Consider the following 17122-nt stretch of genomic DNA (forward strand, 5'->3'; position numbering starts at 1 on the left):
ATTATTGAATCGATACATCTGACAGGAGTGGTAGATGAAAATTCTTCCAGAGATTGAAGCAATTCACGCGGAAATGACTGAGTGGCGTCATAAAATTCACATGCATCCGGAAACAGCATTTGAAGAATATAAAACCGCTGATTTTGTCGCTGAGAAGCTCGAGAGCTTTGGACTTGAGGTTCACCGTGGTCTAGCGAAAACCGGTGTCGTCGGAACATTGAAAGCCGGAACTGGTAATCGCGCCATTGGTCTTCGGGCTGATATGGACGCGCTGGATCTGCAGGAACTTAATGATTTTGCTCATAAGTCTCAGATTGACGGTAAGATGCACGGTTGTGGTCATGACGGTCACACTGTGATGCTTCTTGGTGCCGCAAAATATTTGTCAGAAAGCAAAAACTTTGACGGTACCGTTCATTTCATCTTCCAGCCTGCAGAAGAGAATGTTGCTGGTGGGCGCGTGATGATTAAAGACGGCCTGTTTGAAAAATTTCCGGTGGAAAGCGTTTATGGTATGCACAATATGCCTGGCTTTGAGGTTGGCGAATTTGCAGTGCGGACAGGACCGATTATGGCATCAGCCGATTTCTTCGAGGCAAAAATCACAGGTGTTGGTGGTCATGGGGCTTTCCCACACCTTACCGTGGACCCGATCGTTATCGCATCTGAAGTTATCGGTGCCTGGCAGAAAATTGTCAGTCGGAATGTTGACCCGCTAAAATCCGCGGTTATCACGGTCGGGCAGATTCATGGCGGTCACACAGGCAACGTGATCCCGGAAGAAGTTGTCTTTAGTGGAACAACTCGTGCTTTCGACCCGGAAGTTCAGAATATGATTGAATCCCATATGGAGCGTATGCTGAAAGGCATATGTGACGCCTATGGGGCGACATGCGAATTCACTTACGATCGTCGCTATGCGCCTACCATCAATACGCCTGATGAAACCGCGATGGCGATCTTAACCGCACAAGAGCTGGTTGGCGAAGCTGCTGTCGATAAGGATGTCACACCGGTAATGGGCGCAGAAGATTTCTCCTGGATGCTACAGGAACGCCCAGGCTGCTATATCATGATCGCCAATGGCGCAGGAGAAGGCAGCTGTCACGTCCATAATCCAAAATATGACTTCAATGATCAGATTCTGCCTCTAGGGGCGACTTATTGGAGTCGTTTGACTGAACGCATTCTCACAAAAGACGCGGCGTAGTAATAAAATTACCGCATTAGCCCGATATGGCGTCGGGCTAGTGACGGAGAACACAAATGCGTGATTTAGGGTTTTGTGTTTTATTATCTTGTTGCCACATTAAGTCTTACACCCGTTCCAAACTAATGGAGTGATGTTTGGTATGACAGTACAGGTAAAATTCTGGGGCGTTCGAGGGTCGATTGCGACACCTTCACCTAACCATATTAAATATGGAGGGAATACCTCTTGCGTGGAATTGATCCTGGACGATCAGATTATTATCTTCGATGCCGGAACAGGGGTACGTAATCTGGGTGATTGCTTGCTGGGAAGAGGTATTACAGATTACCTGTTCTTGCAGTCCCACACCCACTGGGATCATATCAACGGCTTCCCTTTCTTTGCGCCTGTGTACCGCGATGATGTAAACATCAAGATTTATGCAGGCCATTTGGGGCATAGTTGTGGCATCCGTCATGTTTTGTCGACTCAGATGTGTCAGCCTACTTTCCCGGTTCCTTTCGACGCTTTATCTGCTGAAATTGATTTTTGCGATTTTAAAGCAGGTGAGAGCTTCTCGTTAGGTAAAGGCATTGAAGTTTCAACGGCTCCACTTAACCATCCTGATGGCGGTACAGGATACCGTGTTGAATATGATGGTGTCAGTGTTTGTTATGTTACCGACACGGAACATACACTTGGTAAAATGGATGAAAATATCCTGAAACTAATCGAAGGGGCTGATCTTGTCATTTATGACAGCACCTATACCGATGAAGAATTCAGTAAATATATCGGTTGGGGGCACTCCACCTGGCAGGAAGGCGTAAAGCTCTGTCAGGAGGCAGGCGCAAGGCAGCTTGCCATTTTCCATCACGACCCTTCCCATGATGACGAAAAGATGGACAAAATTGCAGAGGCTGCTGCCAAAGAATGGGATGGTACATTGGTTGCTCGTGAAGGGATGACCTTGGAGCTTGAAAAGAACAAAGTCCCGCTTCTGGTTGATCTCGCCTGTTAATCTTTGCTGACCAGTGATTGATAGAAAGCCTCTATTAACGGGGTATTTTCTTTGCTGCGATGCATAATAAGATACTCACGACGTTTGATGTCGCTGTCATTTATTCGCACCGATTTCAGCCTTTTGTCATGCATGATTTCCCGGCGGGATAGGAAAGTACCCCCTAGATTATTGGCTGCAGCTTCAATAACCATATCTGTGTTGGGATAATACTGAGCTGTATTCTCCGTCAGTTTGAGATGTTGCAGAATGGTTTTTTGAATGCTTTCTTCCAGAGGGTTATCGGAAACCAGAATAATATCATTGCTTCCAATCTCACTTGAAATGACCTCATTATAATTGGCAAGAGGATGCGACTTGTTGACGCTAAATGTTAGTGGCTCTTCTGCAATCGGAAAGCTAACGAGATCATCATGGCTTGAAGGTGAGCCTGAAATTGCAATATCCACAAGAAAATCCTGAAGGCTGGTTTCCAGAGTGGTTTGATCTTCTATGGAAAAACTTAGCTTAATGTCTGGGTATTTGTTTCGAAAAGAAGCCGTTGTAGGGAACGCACGAGCGGCAATGTCGCAGGCAATTCGGAGTCTGCCTGATTTCATCTGCATAATTGATGTTAGTAAATGATGTGCTTCTTCTGCAATGTTGAAGTATCGATCGGACAGGTTCAGCAGTAAAGATCCGGTTGACGTTAGAGTGACGGACTTGCCAACGCGCTTAAAAAGTTCAGCGCCATATTGAGTTTCCAGGGATTTGATTTGTTGTGTTACAGCAGGTTGTGTAAGGCCCAGAAATTTGGCCGCAGCGGTAAAGCCGCCAGTTTTTGCAACGGCGTGAAAAGCCTTCAGCTGAGTGTGAGTGATTGTCGGGTTTTGTACCATGCCCGGCTGATTTCCTTTTGTTGTCACTTTCACGATCTCGGCTTTACAAAATACTTTAGTTAAAAAGAACCTATAATGGAATATAAAATATTTATAATATTTAAAAGGTTGTGTTGGCGTTATGCCCAACTCTTAGCACAAATTCTTCCAACCATTTTAAAGGAACTGAATGACGACAGAAACTGCTTTCCACAAGTTTGTTCAATTGTTAAACAAAATAAAAACAAAAAATATGAGGGAAGAATGCTCTATTTTATTCGTCATGGTGAGGCGGCAAGTTCTTGGGATCAGTCTACTGATCCTGAGTTAAGTGAATTGGGGCGCAAGCAAGCGCAGCACGCCGCTAGAATAATGAAAGAGGAAATAGAGCCGATTTCGATTTTCAGCAGTCCATTGAAACGTGCCCAGGAAACCGCTGCGCCGCTTGCTGAATATTGGAATAGTGTACCTAAGATAATTCCCAACATTGCAGAAATACCTTCAGATGGTATTCCGTTCGATAAGCGTCGAGAATGGTTGAACGAGATCATGGTTTCCGGGTGGAAGGATCAGGCAGATAACTTGCTTGAGTGGCGTAACGGTATCCTTGATATAGTCAAAAACCAACGCGGTGATGCTGTTTTCTTTACTCATTTTATGGTGTTGAATACAATTGTTGGTGCAATTGATAATGTGGATGCCATAATGAGCTATCGACCGGATAATTGCTCGATCCTGAAAATCGATAACTCAGGATCGGAACTATCTATTGTTGATAGAGGCTTGGAAGCATCTACTGTGGTGGGATAACGGCCTGACCAAAGAGTGTTTAAGTTAAGAGCTTTACCGGAGTGTTTAAAATGACGGATGAGACTGCTCAACATCAAGATGACCAGAGGAATGATGGCTATCAGGTTGAGGAACAAATTGGTTTCCTGCTGCGGAAAGCCCACCAAAGGGCTAGTGCCATTTTCCAAGGGCAATTTAACGATCATCAGATCACTCCAACACAATTCTCAACTCTTGTAAAACTGCGGGATCGCGGGGAAGCTTCACAAAATCATCTTGGGCGACTTACGGCTATGGATCCCGCTACCATTCAGGGAGTTACCCGTCGTTTGATTGACCGTGGACTTGTTGCCACAAAGGCAGACGAGCAGGATAAGCGGAAAATGCTACTTAGCTTGACGCCAGAAGGTGTAGCGCTGATTGAAAAGCTTGTCGATAAAGGGAAAACGGTAACAGAACTTACGCTGGCTCCTATTAGCGCTGAGGAGCAAAAGCAACTATTAGATCTTTTGAAGAAGATCACTTAATGCCAATCAAAAGGGGTTTAACTTGGCTGAATTAGATCTAACGGGTTTTAACATCGTCCTTGTGGATGATAATTCCTATATGGTGTCTCTTCTTCGCAGAACCTTTGCGGGGCTTGGGGTTGGTAACATAAAGACTTTTACAGATGTGAAAAGTGCCATCGATTTTATCAAGTTGGTAAAAGAAAACCCAACGAAGGCGGGCATGATGAATTTGGATTTCATCGTGTCAAATTGGCAAATGGCCCCGATTGATGGTTTGATGTTCCTGAGATGGATCCGTACACACAGCGAAAGTCCGAACAAATTTATTCCATTTTTGATGGTCACAGGCTTTGGAGACAAATCAAAAGTGGAAGAAGCCAGAGATCTTGGGGTGACGGAAGTGTTGGCAAAACCGTTTTCCGTGAATTCCGTCGCGGATAAAGTCTTGCAACTATTGAGTTCTGGACGGCAATTTGTTCAGAATAAAGACTATTTCGGACCGGATAGAAGACGTCAACTCCTTCCCTACGAAGGAGAAAACAAGCGATTGCTGACGGAAAAAGATCCACGTGTCAAAGTGATTTACGAGTAGGAGGAGACGATGAATAAGCCAAAAATCGAAGTGCGTCTTTATCGTATGAGAAATCGCTTGATGGAGAAAGCGGGTGGTATTGGGGCGACTGCAGAAAACAGTGATTTCCCTGTTCATATTCTTGAAGAGACAGAGCATCTTTTTCAGGAAATGATCTCTGACTATCCAGACTGGGTGCAGGACAGCTTAAGCAAGCTTAGTGGTTACGTGGAAGTTTGTATAAATTTTGAAAACAAGCGCATTGTTACCTATAAATCGATTAACGAAATTGCTCATGAAATGAAGGGGCAGGGGGGGACGTTTGGCTATCCGCTTGTGTCAACATTTGGCGATAGCCTTTATGATTTTACAGGGCCGAACGCTGGCTTATCAGACAACCATGTCCAGATTATCAAAGCCCATGTGGACGCAATGAAAGCCACCATCAACGGCCGAATACAAGGGGATGGCGGGCAGATTGGACAAGAATTAAAGAAAATGCTGTCCGCAGCGATCAGACAATATCAGTAACCAAGCCTCTTTCACATTATAGGCATAGATACCGTTTTGTTCTGAAGGCCTCTGCTTAAAAGCAGAAGGCTCATCAGTCTTATTGCGGGAAAGATTTATGCTTAAATTCAGAGTGTTGTCTAAAAACTTTGTGACGTTTGGTTTAGCTGTTTTTTTCGGGATGTCCTCAACAGTTGCTAAAGAGGCGTTTCAGAACAAACAATCTCCTGATCGTACCATTTTACAGAATATGCAGGAAAAGCGTGTCTGGAATGACCCCGCTGAAGCACATGAAAACCCGTTGTCAGATAAGGCGGGAAACCAACCTAAGGCGATCCCTTATGAAAAACCAACCCGTTTTATTTCTCCCGATTTAAAGTCCGGTGATGTACATTTTAGGCATCCCGTAGCGGCATCACCTGGCGTAAACGGGCTAACGCCTGATATTGAAATTGCTTTTAACAATATCGATCCCAAAATGTCTGCACTGATCGTCCAATTGGGCGAAATAGCCGTCTGCCTTGATGAGCCTGAATACTACTGTCTTTCTGATAAAAAGCTTATCCAGAAAGATCTGAAAAAAGAGACACAGAGTTACCATCACCCCTTATGGCCGGGAGTGAACATTGCCCGGAAAGATAATGCGTGGGTATTAGAAAATAGAGATGGGCTTAAACGGGTCTACTTGTCAAATGATGGGCAAAAGAGTTTTCAGCTAAACTATGTCGAAGACGAATTTGGAAACTTTATTGATTACAGATATGACCAAAATAGCAAGAACTTGCTGACTGTGAGTTATGGGCCGCAGAGTGTTACTTCTAAAGGGGTGAGACGTATCGATTTTCGCTATCATGAAGGTGAACTGACACAAGTATTGTCCTCTATCGGACGAGATGTATTTCATTCGATTGAGGTAAGTCATTCTCAAGATGTGGCTGCGCGAGTGCGGGAATGTTCGAGAGTTATCCAACGGATATATTGTAGGCCAGAAATTAACTTCAAATGGACCCAAGGTTCATCTCCTAGGTTGGAAGCTGTGAGTTACGGCCGAGATCTCGTGGCAAAAGTCCATTACGAAGAAATGGAGGAACAACATATCCTGAAACAGGTGGATTTTCTTCTGAAAGGTAAACGTGTTAGAGCGGATCAATATGAGTTTCTTGACCCTATTAAAGATGGGGGGAAACAGAAACATTATGGTCGCGTTTATTGGTATAAATCGGACCAGCAAAATGGGCGGTTTTTACAATATGGCCGTGGGGTTGAAGCCGATCTTGTTATCTTAAGCGGGCAATTTAAAGCCCCGCAAGGGGGGGCAGTTCAGCTAAGTGAGCAACCGAAGTTAGCTGAAACTAGAAATAGCTACGGTCTTCATGAGTTGGAACACGGAACTTTCTTGCTGAAAAACTCTGTGGAAACAGTCAATCTGGTAGATCGAAAAAAAACACTTTCGCAATTCAGGTATGATAATTCAGGCAGGCTTGTGGAGGAAAAAACTGGAGACATTGTTAGAACCTCCAAATATTGGGTGCCCAATGTAGATGAAAATCCTCATCATCTGAACAGATTGCAATCGATTACAGTCGAAAACGAGGCAGAGAAGACAAAAGTCTCACGGTCGTTCAACTATAAATTTGAAGATGGAAAGCTACGTTCCGTAGATGAACGAGTGATAGATTCAAGCAATAGCAATAATCATGTGTTCTTGAAATATGTATTCGATGAGCATGGAAATGTTATTGAGCACCTTGGTAAAGGTGGGGTTGCGACCAAGATAAGTTACGAGAAAATTTATGCTTCCTTCCCTGAGAAATTGGCCATAGAGGGTCCGGGCCGAAACGAAGTGGCGGTCCTGACTTTTGATCCTCGTTTTGGAATACAGACATCATCTATATATGATGATGGTAGTTTCGAAAGAGTAGAGGTTGGGCCTTTTGGCTTGATACAGGCACGTAGTGAAAAATATACTGACCCAGTTGACAAAAGTGCTACCTCTGTAGCCTATACCGCCACGGAATTTATAGAATATACCGCTACTGAAAGCGGTGGACTGCGAAAAAGTTTCCATAAAGCACAAAAAGCGCCGGATCAACAACAGGTCACAATCTCAAAAATAAACCAGACAACCGATGCTTTTGGACGTCTGGAAAGCATGAGTTCCGCAAAGCATGACACCACAGGCAGAGTGATCGAGGAAGTAAGGATCGAGCAGAGCTTTGTTGAGGGTAATCGTCATCTTAAGCTGATTAGAGATAATCAACTTTTTCAGGAAGTACACTTTGATCAGTTCGGGCAGGTCACTTTTGAAAAGAGTGGTGAATACGGCGAAAGTCGTTTTACTTATGATGAAAATGGACAAGTTATTGCCGTTGAAAAAGGTGGAGAGAGCTTAACCTTGCGTTATGACCAATTTGGTCGCCTGATTGAAAAAATACTTCCAGCCGGTCAGCGTTACAACATTCTGTACGATGCCGTTCATAAAAACAAACCAGCTACGGTTCACTTACCATCTGGAAAGAAAATCTCATATTTCTACAACGCCAAAGGTCTCACAACACAAAAAACCGTCCATATTCCAAATGCCAGATCAAAGAAGGGGTTTTTGAAATTTGACATCTCTTACAGTTATGTTGGAGATCGCCTTTCGGAGGTGTTGTATCCAAACGGTAGTCGCATTGGTTACACTTATGACAATAGTCGGCTGAAAGACATACATTGGATTGAAGTTGCGAATAAGAAATGGATGGAACAAGGAACCATTATCTCCAGATATGAGCCGGATATCACGAAGGGCCAAAAATCACTCAAGAAGTATTTAGCCAATGGTATGGTGGAAACTTATCGCTGGGCGGCTAATGGTTCCATAGAAGGGATTAATTTCAAGAATGAGGCCTCTGATTTAAGTGATGAGTTTAGTGTTTCTTATCTACACAATTCTTCAAACAATCTTCAAAGCGAAATACTTGAAAGAAAAGCTGTAAACACATCAACCTCGGCCCTCTTGGCATATGAATATGATGCGCTGGATCACTTAAAATCTGTTCTGTTGTCGTCAGAAAAGTCTTCTGCTTCTGACATGAAGTTGGCTTTCGATAGTTTGGAAAATCGTCTTAGGGGTGCCAAAAGAGACCGTTTCGGGAACTTAATATCGAACAATCGAGCTGACCGAACTATCGCAGCCCATACATTTGATATGGAAAACAAACTGACTTCCAGTGTTATTCAGAAAGGGAACAAACAGTCCCTCGTGGAATATGATTATGACCATTTTGGAAAACGTCTTTCGAAATCTGTGAAAGGCGTTGGAGCAAAATACTACATTGATCCATTCTACGAACTGCAGATTGATGAAGATGGTGCATTGCAGGAAAGCCTGTATGTCTGGGACCATATGGGTAAGGTCGCAGTGTTTAAAAGGCAGTTGGACGAAGAACATCTTTCTGCACTCTATGCTGGAATCTCATTGGCTGATTTGGAATTGGGTGATCAGTTTTTAAGTGAGGCAAACAAGAAGATTGATCAAGCAACAGATAACGCCTTAACTTTCTTGAAAGTTGAAAAGGAGACCTTAATACTTCTTTCGGTTGCTGCCATTGTTCTTATTTTGATTTTGCGATTAAACACAAAAACGGGTTGTGGGTTTTTTCGTAGCACGACCATTAACACCGTATTGATTTCATATCTGTCGCTTTGCATGTCACCCACCGCCTATGCATTGCAAGCGATCTCCGATCAGGAAATCACGGATGAAGAAATTGTTTTCTTCCATCACGATGTTCGGGGCAGTTTGGTCGCAAGATCTGGTGGCGATGGTGTGGCTCATTTTTTGCCTCGTCCGACGCCTTTTGGGGCAATGCCGGATGCCGGTGCCGACCAGAAATATCGTTTTGCAGGTTTAGAGTATGATACCGAAACTGGCTTATATTATGCGGGAGCAAGATATTATGATCCTGTGCTGGGTGTTTTTCTTAGCCCCGACCCAATTAGGGCAAGTAATAATCCTTACGAATACGCAAATGATAATCCAGTAAATCTTGTCGATATATCAGGGATGATGCCGCATGAGCCAATTCCCTTAACTGCACCTGATGCTGATCATCCGGAGGCAGATCCGACACTGGAAGTTGCCGTTTCAGCAGGTTCCCCTAGTGCTCCCGCGAGCGCAATTGAAATGTCCGCTGCAGCTGAAGACGCGCCTCAGGTATCGGATGAAGAGGAGGAAGACGTAATCGACGAGCCGGATAGATGGGTTCGATATCCAACCTTCTCCCGCCTTACTTTTGGGTATCAAGAAGGTGTTGAAATACCTGAATATGATGATCGGGAACCCGAATATGAAGAGGCTGATGAGGAAGAGTATAATCGACATATTCGGGGTGAGTATATGCAAGGCTGGACCCGCTTCGGTGGCTTCGTTCAGGCTCTGGGTTCGGCGTTTTTGTTGGCCTTGTTCGCCTCCACATCCTTTGAATATGAAGATGGAGATATCGCAGAGGCAGGCTTTGGTAGGGATCTACTGGCTAATTTTCTAACGTTGTTGGTTTTTATCGGCTTTAGTTATGGGTATTCAGGCAACGAAGCAGATTACTGGGCGGGTGTACAGAAGCACAAGGCCAAAGAACGAGACTATTGGATCGTATCTGCGCGGCGCGTGGTTTGGAAGGTTTCCTTCCAGCTTGTCACTTTTCCTCTTCTGATGGTCGCGAGAAACTCAATTCGGGGATATCCAGCATTTGCAGATGAAGACCCCAGTGCAACAGATAAGTTAAACTATCTGTTCTATAATATGTTGCGGTTTACACCCTATAGCATGATTGGAAATATGGCGTTGCTCCCGTTTTTCGCCATTTTTAAAGAGCCTTATCCTGGATATGATGACGCTATGACAGAGGAGAAACTGTCCAATCGTCCTTGGCTTCGTCGCCAACTTATTAGAGCAGGACTTGCGTATCGTGGGTTTTCTGGCCGCAAAGGTTTCTGGGATCAAGAGTTTGAAGAAGGAAGTTGGAGTAGGCGCGTTCAATATGCCTGGTATCCGTTGTATATGTTGCAACTTTACATGTGGTTTGCTGTTGGATCTTGCGGATATTACGGGGGGATGGCCACTATGATCGGTAAGGTTCCGGGGTTTGATCAAGCGGCATTTTATAAAATATGGCGATCCAATGCTATTCTGTTGAGCTTATGTCCTCCCGCAAGCCCAGTGACCATTATTAATTTCTGGCATAGAAAATCGTTCACGATCATCAAGAAAAGATCGTGGAAGCATCCGAGAACTGAGGGATTTCTATTTAGAGTCCTGGGCCCTATCGAGGGCCTGAGAGTGGCAAAATTTGATGATAGTAGCTATTTAAGTGTCCATGATTGGTTGCCTAAGCTACAGGTCATCCGCGACGCTGAAAGGGATGCGGACGATGCTGGCTCGGCGGCTGAGCATCATGATCATTTTATGAATGATCATGATGCTGTGGAAGTTGCACCATAGTATAGGGGAGGGAAGAAGGATATCTTCTTCCCTTTCTTCTGGTAATCCTGTCCTCATAACTTATAAAGAAGGCTCGAGGAGAGGGGAAAATGAAAGAGCTTTTCAAGACATTTCTGGTGGGAATGGCACACCGTAATACTATTGCCAAACATTCTCAGGGTCTGGACAGATATTTGGGTGTTTTATGTATGTTGTCGGCGGCCTGCTTGGGGATCGCGATTTTTACCCCAATCGCAACCATTCCCGAATACAGGGGTTTGGAAGGAACCTTCGCTATTCTGGACGCCCTTCTGGTACTGTTTAAAGCCAATCGTCTCCCAGATGCCGCAGTGCTCGGACTCACATTCATTCTTTGGCCAGTCTATAGCCTCTCAGTGGCATTTGATGTCTGGTACAAGTACCCTGTTCAGGAAGATAAGTTCTTAAAAGCCTCCGGCCGGTTACGTTTCTTTGGTCGGATTTGGTACCTGATCGCCATTTCTACAGTGGGTATGGTGTATATAGTGCAGGTGGAAGCAGGCGGCGTGGTTCATTTACCAGTATACGCACTTATTCTGTCAGTGATTTTGCAAAAGCTCTGCTTCACCCGAATGCTGGGCATGGTGAACCGTATTCAGTTCGACGAGGTGGATGACTGAGCCGACTAGCGGCTCAGTTCTTTCATGGCATCTTCCAAACCATGAATGGTAAGCGGATACATGCGGTCCGTCATCAACTGTTTCATCATTTGGACCGAAGGGGTGTATTCCCAATATTTCTCGGGCACCGGATTAAGCCAAACCGCTTTGCTGTAGATATTCAACACGCGTTGCATCCAGTCTTGACCCGGCTCTTCGTTCCAATGCTCAACACTACCGCCTGCATAGGCAATTTCATAAGGTGACATGGTCGCGTCTCCCACGAAAATTACTTTGTAATCAGATGGGTAGGTGTGCAGAACATCCATCGTTGCGATGAAGTCTTTGTGACGCCGCGCGTTGTCCTTCCATAGCTTTTCATACAAGCAATTATGGAAATAGTAGAACTCAAGATGCTTGAATTCTGTACGACAGGCAGAGAAAAGCTCTTCACAGGCTTTGATATGGTCATCCATAGAACCACCGATATCAAACAGGATCAGCACTTTAACAGCGTTATGGCGTTCCGGGCGCATTTTTAGATCAAGGTAACCAGCGTTCCTTGCTGTTGACTTGATCGTGTCGTCCAGATCCAACTCTTCGGCGGCGCCTTGACGGGCAAACTGGCGAAGACGTTTTAGTGCAACCTTAATGTTACGGGTGCCGAGTTCAACGTCATCATCGAGATTTTTATATTCCCGTTTATCCCATACTTTAACAGCACGCCTGTGACGACTTTCTTTCTGGCCAATGCGGACCCCTTCGGGGTTGTAACCATAAGCGCCAAAAGGAGAGCGGCCGGCGGTACCAATCCACTTGTTGCCGCCCTGATGGCGCTTTTTCTGCTCTTTCAAACGCTCCTGAAGAGTTTCCATGAGCTTTTCCCAGCCACCCATGGCTTCCACTTGCGCTTTCTCTTCATCGGTTAGGGAAAGTTCCGCAAGTTTCTTAAGCCACTCATCAGGAAGTTCCACGGCTTCACTGTCTGAAATGAACTCGATCCCGTTGAAGCAGTGACCAAAGACCTGATCAAATTTGTCGAGATTTTTCTCATCCTTCACCAAAGTAGTTCTGGCGAGGAAATAAAAGTCGTCTACGGAATATTCAGCAACCCCGGCCTTGATGGCTTCAATCAGCGTAAGATATTCCCGTAATGTGACGGGTATCTTGGCGTCTTTCAGGTTGAAAAAGAATTTCACAAACATTGGGGGAGCCCCTTTTACCGTTGATCCCGACGGTGCAGGAAGGCAAGCCGTTCAAAAAGATGTACGTCCTGCTCGTTCTTCAATAGCGCCCCATGAAGTGGCGGGATCAATTTAGATGGATCACGGGATTTCAAAATTTCTTCTGGCAATTCTTCCGCCATCAACAGTTTCAACCAGTCAAGCAATTCACTTGTGGAGGGTTTTTTCTTGAGGCCTGCTGTGTCACGTACATCGAAGAAGATGTTCAGCGCCTCGCGTACCAGTTCCTGCTTTGCATTAGGATGGTGAACTTCAACAATCTGCTGCATTGTTTCTGCATCAGGGAAACTGATGTAGTGGAAGAAACAACGGCGCAAGAAGGCATCAGGCAGTTCTTTTTCGTTGTTGGATGTGATGATCACCAGCGGACGGTTTTTAGCCTTAATGGTTTCTTGTGTCTCGTACACAAAGAACTCCATCCGGTCCAGTTCCTGAAGAAGGTCGTTCGGAAATTCAATGTCGGCTTTGTCGATTTCGTCGATCAGAAGGACAGGGGCGTTGTCTTTTGTGAAGGCTTCCCAAAGTTTACCTGGTCGGATGTAGTTGGAAATATCGTGAACCTTATCATCACCCAACTGACTGTCGCGAAGGCGAGAGACAGCGTCATATTCGTAAAGCCCTTGCTGCGCTTTTGTGGTGGATTTTACGTTCCATTCAATAAACTCTTTGCCAAGTGCTTTCGCAACTTCTTTGGCGAGAACGGTTTTACCCGTACCTGGTTCACCTTTAATCAAAAGCGGGCGTTCAAGTGTTAAGGCGGCGTTCACCGCAATCATAAGATCTTCTGTTGCTACGTAGGAATCTGTACCTTGGAATTTCATCTTCTACTCTCGGGTTCTGTTCTTATTCGTTCGGCGCAATGGCGCGGCATTTATTAGCTATGAAAAGTAGGCATAGAAGCCAAATTGATCAAGTGATTTGACAAAAAGTCAAAAAAGGCAGAACGTAAAGGAAAAAAGAAAGCCACCATATAATGTCCAGCGGCCAAGCCACCCAGAAGTCGGTAAGTGTCAGAGCCTACTACATATTTTTAATCAGTGCGGTTCTATTTGGAATAGGACAGTTTCACCGCTTGTCCGGTGCGGTTACAATTCCGCCGATCGCGAATGACATTGGTATTGCGGTTGAAAATCTTGGTGGCATTGCGGCAATCCTGTTTTTCACGTCTGCAGTTTTACAGATTCCCAATGGGTTGTTGCTGGATCGTTATGGCCCTAGACGGGTGATGCCATTTTATGTGGGAGCCGCCATCGTTGGCTGTTTGGTTATGGCATTCGCACAGAGCTTTGAAGAAGTGCTGTTATCGCGAATGCTTTTGGGCGGCGGATTTTCTGTAACAATGATGTCAGCCTATGTGCTGTTTGCAAAGTGGTTTCCAGTGGATCGCTTTGCCACCATCGCTTCATGGATGATGGCAGCGTCAAGTATTGGCAGTATCTTGGCATCTTATCCACTGGCCTACTTCATCGAAACCTTTGGATGGCGGCCAGCCTATTTTATCGTCGCAGCTTTTACGTTATTGGCCGTCTTTATTGGCGTTATGGTGATACGGGATGCGCCCGATGAATATGTTCAGGATGCGAAGCAGCCCACAACGCTTATTGCCAGCATTAAGGGGTATGTCGAGGTTCTGAAATTCCCTGGTTTCTTTTATTTCTTGGCCATGGGTTTTGTTGCCTTTGGTCCCTCAACTGCGATTTTAGGAATGTGGGGCGGGCCCTATTTGCAGGATATATATGGGCTGGATGGTGTGGCGCGCGGTGAAATACTGTTTATGATGGTTGTCGCAATTCCGGTCGGGGCGTTGTTTTTTGGACCTTTGGACCGTGTAATCCCTAGCCGAAAGATGATTGTTTATACAGCTGTTGGATTTGAGATCGTCGCTTTTACAGTTCTGGGGTTGAATGACGGGCTGCCACTTTGGGCTATAGCTGGACTGTTTGTATCTATCGCCTTTCTTCAACAGCATTATATTGTGCTTGCGGCACAGTGCCGGGCCGCTTTCCCCGATTATTTTGTGGGGAGAGCAAATTCGACTTTAAATATGGTCAGTATCCTTGGCGTAGGGGGGATGCAAATGCTGGTGGGATGGGGGCTCTGGCTGTCACCAGAACACGGGTACGAGATATCCTTCTTAGGGATCGCCGCCCTGCTGGTCACTGCATGTATTTTCTATTTCTGGTCTTTTACAGGTAATCCCGAAAATAACCTAAAAGAGTAGTCATCGAATTTTGTATATTTATTTCTTGTAATATTAGATTTTTGAGGTAATAGTTTAGAATATAATAATTCTAATAAAGTAGTTTTATTGGGGGGATTGAAGTTTTCACTTTTAACAAGGGGTGAAGATAGATGCCCAAAAACGATACCACCGGCACAGTTAAACAAAATAGAGCCTTTATCTCTACCATTATGGCTGCTCCCATGCTCAGCAGGGAACGTGAGTTTATGTTGGCAACCAGATGGCGGGACGAGGAGGATGAGGAAGCTCTGCACGAACTTGTAACGGCATATGTCCGGCTTGTTGTGTCCATGGCTTCAAAATTCACACATTATGGCTTGCCTCTCAGCGATCTTGTTCAGGAAGGCAATATTGGCTTGATGCAAGCTGCCTCCAGATTTGAGCCTGAGCGGGAAATCAGATTTTCAACATATGCGAGCTGGTGGATTAAATCTGCAATGCAGGACTATATACTTCGCAATTGGTCGATCGTCAGATCTGGGACAAGCGCCACTCAGAAATCGCTATTCTTTAATTTGCGTTGGCTTCGGGCAAAAATCCAAAACCCTGAAGAAGGCAAAGTCTCTACAGAAGCGTTACAAAGTATCGCAGAGAAGCTACGTGTGGGGCTTAAGGATGTAGAAAATATGTCCAACCGGCTGGCAACTCGAGATCAGTCCTTAAACGCACCCATTAGTGAAAATGGGGACGATAGTGTCGGTGATTTTCTGCCCGATACCATGCCAAATCCCGAAGAAGTGACCATGCGGGTGCATGATGGTCAGATCAGAGGGAAATGGCTTAGAACTGCGATGACAGAGCTGACAGATAGGGAGCAACTTATTATTCGTGAGCGCCGCCTGACAGAAGATAAGGTGACACTTGAAGCATTAGGTGTGCGTCTTGGAATTACCAAGGAACGTGTCCGGCAGATAGAACACAAAGCCTACGAGAAGCTGAAGTCATCAGTTATGCGCATTAGTCAGGAAGAGGAAATTCGCATCAAACACTGATGACTAAAATAAATCTCCCTGAATTGGTCGAATGGGGATCGGGGCAGGTCTAATCAGATCTGCCCCTTCTTCTTTTACGTTGCCAACTTTGCGATCAACAGAATGGAATTTTAAATTTGGATCCTGATCTGAAGGAGGGAGAGAGGCGGCATCATTTCCCGTTAGCCAGGTTTCAAAGTCCTCAGAACGAATGATGACCGGGGCTCTGTGGTGGATATTTTCCATATATGAAGGGGCCTTGGTTGTCAGGATCGTGCAACTTTCCACCATGCCTTGCTCCCCTCCGTCCCACTGTTCCCACAGTCCAGCGAAAGCAAGAGGATGGTTATCTTTTGACGTGAAATAGAAGGGTTGTTTCTTTCCATCTGGCTGCTTTTGCCATTCGTAAAACCCATCTGCGGGTATCAGGCACCGTCTTTTTCTGAAGGGGCTTCTAAAGGATGGTTTTTCCGAAACACTCTCAGAGCGTGCGTTAATCATTCTGACAGCAACTGATGTGTCTTTAGCGAAAGGCGGTATCAATCCCCATTGAGGCATAAAGGCCTCACGTTTAGCCTTATCTTTTGCTGATAATCTAACGGCTAAAATTTTTGTTGTCGGAGGAATGTTGTAGCGCGGGGCAAAATTCGGGCTTCCCGCAAAATCGAAAAGTTTACGCAAAGCCTCTAAAGGGCTGGTTAAGCTAAATCTAGAGCACATTGCCAGAACTTTTCTATTTTCAAACCATATGCAAGGTATCATCAATGTGATGGCTGTTACAGAAAAATTGGAAAGGAAGTAGTCTCGATCACAGTTGCTTGATTAGGCGTTGAAGCTTTCAAATTGTCCACTAAATCACGGGGTACAAACGGCGTAGTTTTTCCTATTTGAGTATTTGGTGAAACATTATTTATGAGCAGAGCAATGCAGGACAAGGCAACAGCAACATGGGTCATCGCGGCGGCACTAATCGGTGCGATGCTATTGCTTTCCTATTTCCCCACAACAGAAACGGTAGCAGAACCCCATATGACTTATGGGGCACATCAGGACACTTTGGGCACGGTCCTGGGTGAAAACTTAGGCGCAACTGTAAATAAGTTTACGAACTAAT

General features: G+C 45.1%; 15 protein-coding genes. 11 read left to right on the forward strand and 4 right to left on the reverse strand.

The genetic code is table 11. From position 1 onward, the window contains the following. The first annotated feature begins 34 nt into the window (after nt 1-34). Together GUA87_RS07620 and GUA87_RS07625 are read left to right on the forward strand one after the other, a co-directional pair. Complete coding sequence (locus tag GUA87_RS07620; RefSeq protein WP_193715972.1) at nt 35-1210, forward strand: M20 aminoacylase family protein; 1176 nt, start codon at nt 35-37, stop codon at nt 1208-1210. 142 nt (nt 1211-1352) lie between these two features. After that, entirely contained in the window at nt 1353-2213 is an 861-nt protein-coding gene (locus GUA87_RS07625) for an MBL fold metallo-hydrolase (protein WP_193715973.1), read from the forward strand. Here GUA87_RS07625 and GUA87_RS07630 read toward each other — a convergent pair. Next, a complete protein-coding gene (locus tag GUA87_RS07630) occupies nt 2210-3091 on the reverse strand; it encodes a LysR substrate-binding domain-containing protein (RefSeq protein WP_193715974.1) in 882 nt (293 codons plus the stop codon). The two genes, GUA87_RS07625 and GUA87_RS07630, sit on opposite strands and share 4 nt — an antisense overlap. Nucleotides 3092-3166: 75 nt before the next feature. Here GUA87_RS07630 and GUA87_RS07635 point away from each other — a divergent pair, with 75 nt between their 5' ends. From GUA87_RS07635 to GUA87_RS07660, 6 genes are all read left to right on the forward strand, one after another. After that, nucleotides 3167-3880, forward strand: coding sequence for a histidine phosphatase family protein (locus GUA87_RS07635; protein WP_193715975.1), 714 nt, complete (start codon nt 3167-3169; stop codon nt 3878-3880). Nucleotides 3881-3930: 50 nt separating this feature from the next. Further along, nucleotides 3931-4386: a MarR family winged helix-turn-helix transcriptional regulator gene (locus GUA87_RS07640; RefSeq protein ID WP_193715976.1), complete on the forward strand. Its 456-nt coding sequence runs from the start codon at nt 3931-3933 to the stop codon at nt 4384-4386. Nucleotides 4387-4408: 22 nt separating this feature from the next. Next, nucleotides 4409-4960 carry a response regulator gene (locus GUA87_RS07645; protein ID WP_193715977.1) on the forward strand — a complete coding sequence of 184 codons (552 nt, stop codon included), beginning with the start codon at nt 4409-4411 and terminating at the stop codon, nt 4958-4960. A 9-nt stretch (nt 4961-4969) separates the two neighbouring features. Continuing rightward, nucleotides 4970-5470 carry a hypothetical protein gene (locus tag GUA87_RS07650; protein WP_193715978.1) on the forward strand — a complete coding sequence of 167 codons (501 nt, stop codon included), beginning with the start codon at nt 4970-4972 and terminating at the stop codon, nt 5468-5470. Between the two features lie 97 nt (nt 5471-5567). Further along, a complete protein-coding gene (locus GUA87_RS18200) occupies nt 5568-10934 on the forward strand; it encodes an RHS repeat-associated core domain-containing protein (RefSeq protein ID WP_193715979.1) in 5367 nt (1788 codons plus the stop codon). Between the two features lie 89 nt (nt 10935-11023). Beyond that, entirely contained in the window at nt 11024-11572 is a 549-nt protein-coding gene (locus tag GUA87_RS07660; RefSeq protein ID WP_193715980.1) for a hypothetical protein, read from the forward strand. Nucleotides 11573-11577: 5 nt separating this feature from the next. Here GUA87_RS07660 and GUA87_RS07665 read toward each other — a convergent pair whose 3' ends face one another. Both GUA87_RS07665 and GUA87_RS07670 read right to left on the reverse strand, forming a co-directional pair. Then, a complete protein-coding gene (locus tag GUA87_RS07665; RefSeq protein WP_193715981.1) occupies nt 11578-12756 on the reverse strand; it encodes a vWA domain-containing protein in 1179 nt (392 codons plus the stop codon). 14 nt (nt 12757-12770) lie between these two features. After that, entirely contained in the window at nt 12771-13616 is an 846-nt protein-coding gene (locus GUA87_RS07670) for an AAA family ATPase (RefSeq protein WP_193715982.1), read from the reverse strand. Nucleotides 13617-13768: 152 nt separating this feature from the next. Here GUA87_RS07670 and GUA87_RS07675 point away from each other — a divergent pair, with 152 nt between their 5' ends. Beyond that, nucleotides 13769-15016: an MFS transporter gene (locus tag GUA87_RS07675; protein ID WP_193715983.1), complete on the forward strand. Its 1248-nt coding sequence runs from the start codon at nt 13769-13771 to the stop codon at nt 15014-15016. A gap of 131 nt (nt 15017-15147) precedes the next feature. Beyond that, nucleotides 15148-16029: an RNA polymerase factor sigma-32 gene (locus tag GUA87_RS07680; protein ID WP_193715984.1), complete on the forward strand. Its 882-nt coding sequence runs from the start codon at nt 15148-15150 to the stop codon at nt 16027-16029. Nucleotides 16030-16032: 3 nt separating this feature from the next. Here the strand turns inward: GUA87_RS07680 and GUA87_RS07685 are convergent, their stop codons facing one another. Then, nucleotides 16033-16770 carry an SOS response-associated peptidase gene (locus GUA87_RS07685; protein ID WP_321575889.1) on the reverse strand — a complete coding sequence of 246 codons (738 nt, stop codon included), beginning with the start codon at nt 16768-16770 and terminating at the stop codon, nt 16033-16035. Between the two features lie 150 nt (nt 16771-16920). On the opposite strand from GUA87_RS07685, the gene GUA87_RS07690 reads away from it, so the two are divergent. Beyond that, on the forward strand, nt 16921-17121 hold the full coding sequence (locus GUA87_RS07690; RefSeq protein WP_193715986.1) for a hypothetical protein: 201 nt from the start codon (nt 16921-16923) through the stop codon (nt 17119-17121). Nucleotide 17122 lies beyond the last annotated feature (1 nt).

Source organism: Sneathiella sp. P13V-1 (assembly GCF_015143595.1).
Taxonomy (GTDB): Bacteria; Pseudomonadota; Alphaproteobacteria; order Sneathiellales; family Sneathiellaceae; genus Sneathiella.

Bases quoted from the DNA above. Each gene is read 5' to 3' on its own strand.
- GUA87_RS07620 (WP_193715972.1), top strand. From the start codon at position 35: ATGAAAATTCTTCCAGAGATTGAAGCAATTCACGCGGAAATGACTGAG.
- GUA87_RS07625 (WP_193715973.1), top strand. From the start codon at position 1,353: ATGACAGTACAGGTAAAATTCTGGGGCGTTCGAGGGTCGATTGCGACA.
- GUA87_RS07630 (WP_193715974.1), bottom strand. From the start codon at position 3,091: ATGGTACAAAACCCGACAATCACTCACACTCAGCTGAAGGCTTTTCAC.
- GUA87_RS07635 (WP_193715975.1), top strand. From the start codon at position 3,167: ATGGAATATAAAATATTTATAATATTTAAAAGGTTGTGTTGGCGTTAT.
- GUA87_RS07640 (WP_193715976.1), top strand. From the start codon at position 3,931: ATGACGGATGAGACTGCTCAACATCAAGATGACCAGAGGAATGATGGC.
- GUA87_RS07650 (WP_193715978.1), top strand. From the start codon at position 4,970: ATGAATAAGCCAAAAATCGAAGTGCGTCTTTATCGTATGAGAAATCGC.
- GUA87_RS18200 (WP_193715979.1), top strand. From the start codon at position 5,568: ATGCTTAAATTCAGAGTGTTGTCTAAAAACTTTGTGACGTTTGGTTTA.
- GUA87_RS07660 (WP_193715980.1), top strand. From the start codon at position 11,024: ATGAAAGAGCTTTTCAAGACATTTCTGGTGGGAATGGCACACCGTAAT.
- GUA87_RS07665 (WP_193715981.1), bottom strand. From the start codon at position 12,756: ATGTTTGTGAAATTCTTTTTCAACCTGAAAGACGCCAAGATACCCGTC.
- GUA87_RS07670 (WP_193715982.1), bottom strand. From the start codon at position 13,616: ATGAAATTCCAAGGTACAGATTCCTACGTAGCAACAGAAGATCTTATG.
- GUA87_RS07675 (WP_193715983.1), top strand. From the start codon at position 13,769: ATGTCCAGCGGCCAAGCCACCCAGAAGTCGGTAAGTGTCAGAGCCTAC.
- GUA87_RS07680 (WP_193715984.1), top strand. From the start codon at position 15,148: ATGCCCAAAAACGATACCACCGGCACAGTTAAACAAAATAGAGCCTTT.
- GUA87_RS07685 (WP_321575889.1), bottom strand. From the start codon at position 16,770: ATGATACCTTGCATATGGTTTGAAAATAGAAAAGTTCTGGCAATGTGC.
- GUA87_RS07690 (WP_193715986.1), top strand. From the start codon at position 16,921: ATGAGCAGAGCAATGCAGGACAAGGCAACAGCAACATGGGTCATCGCG.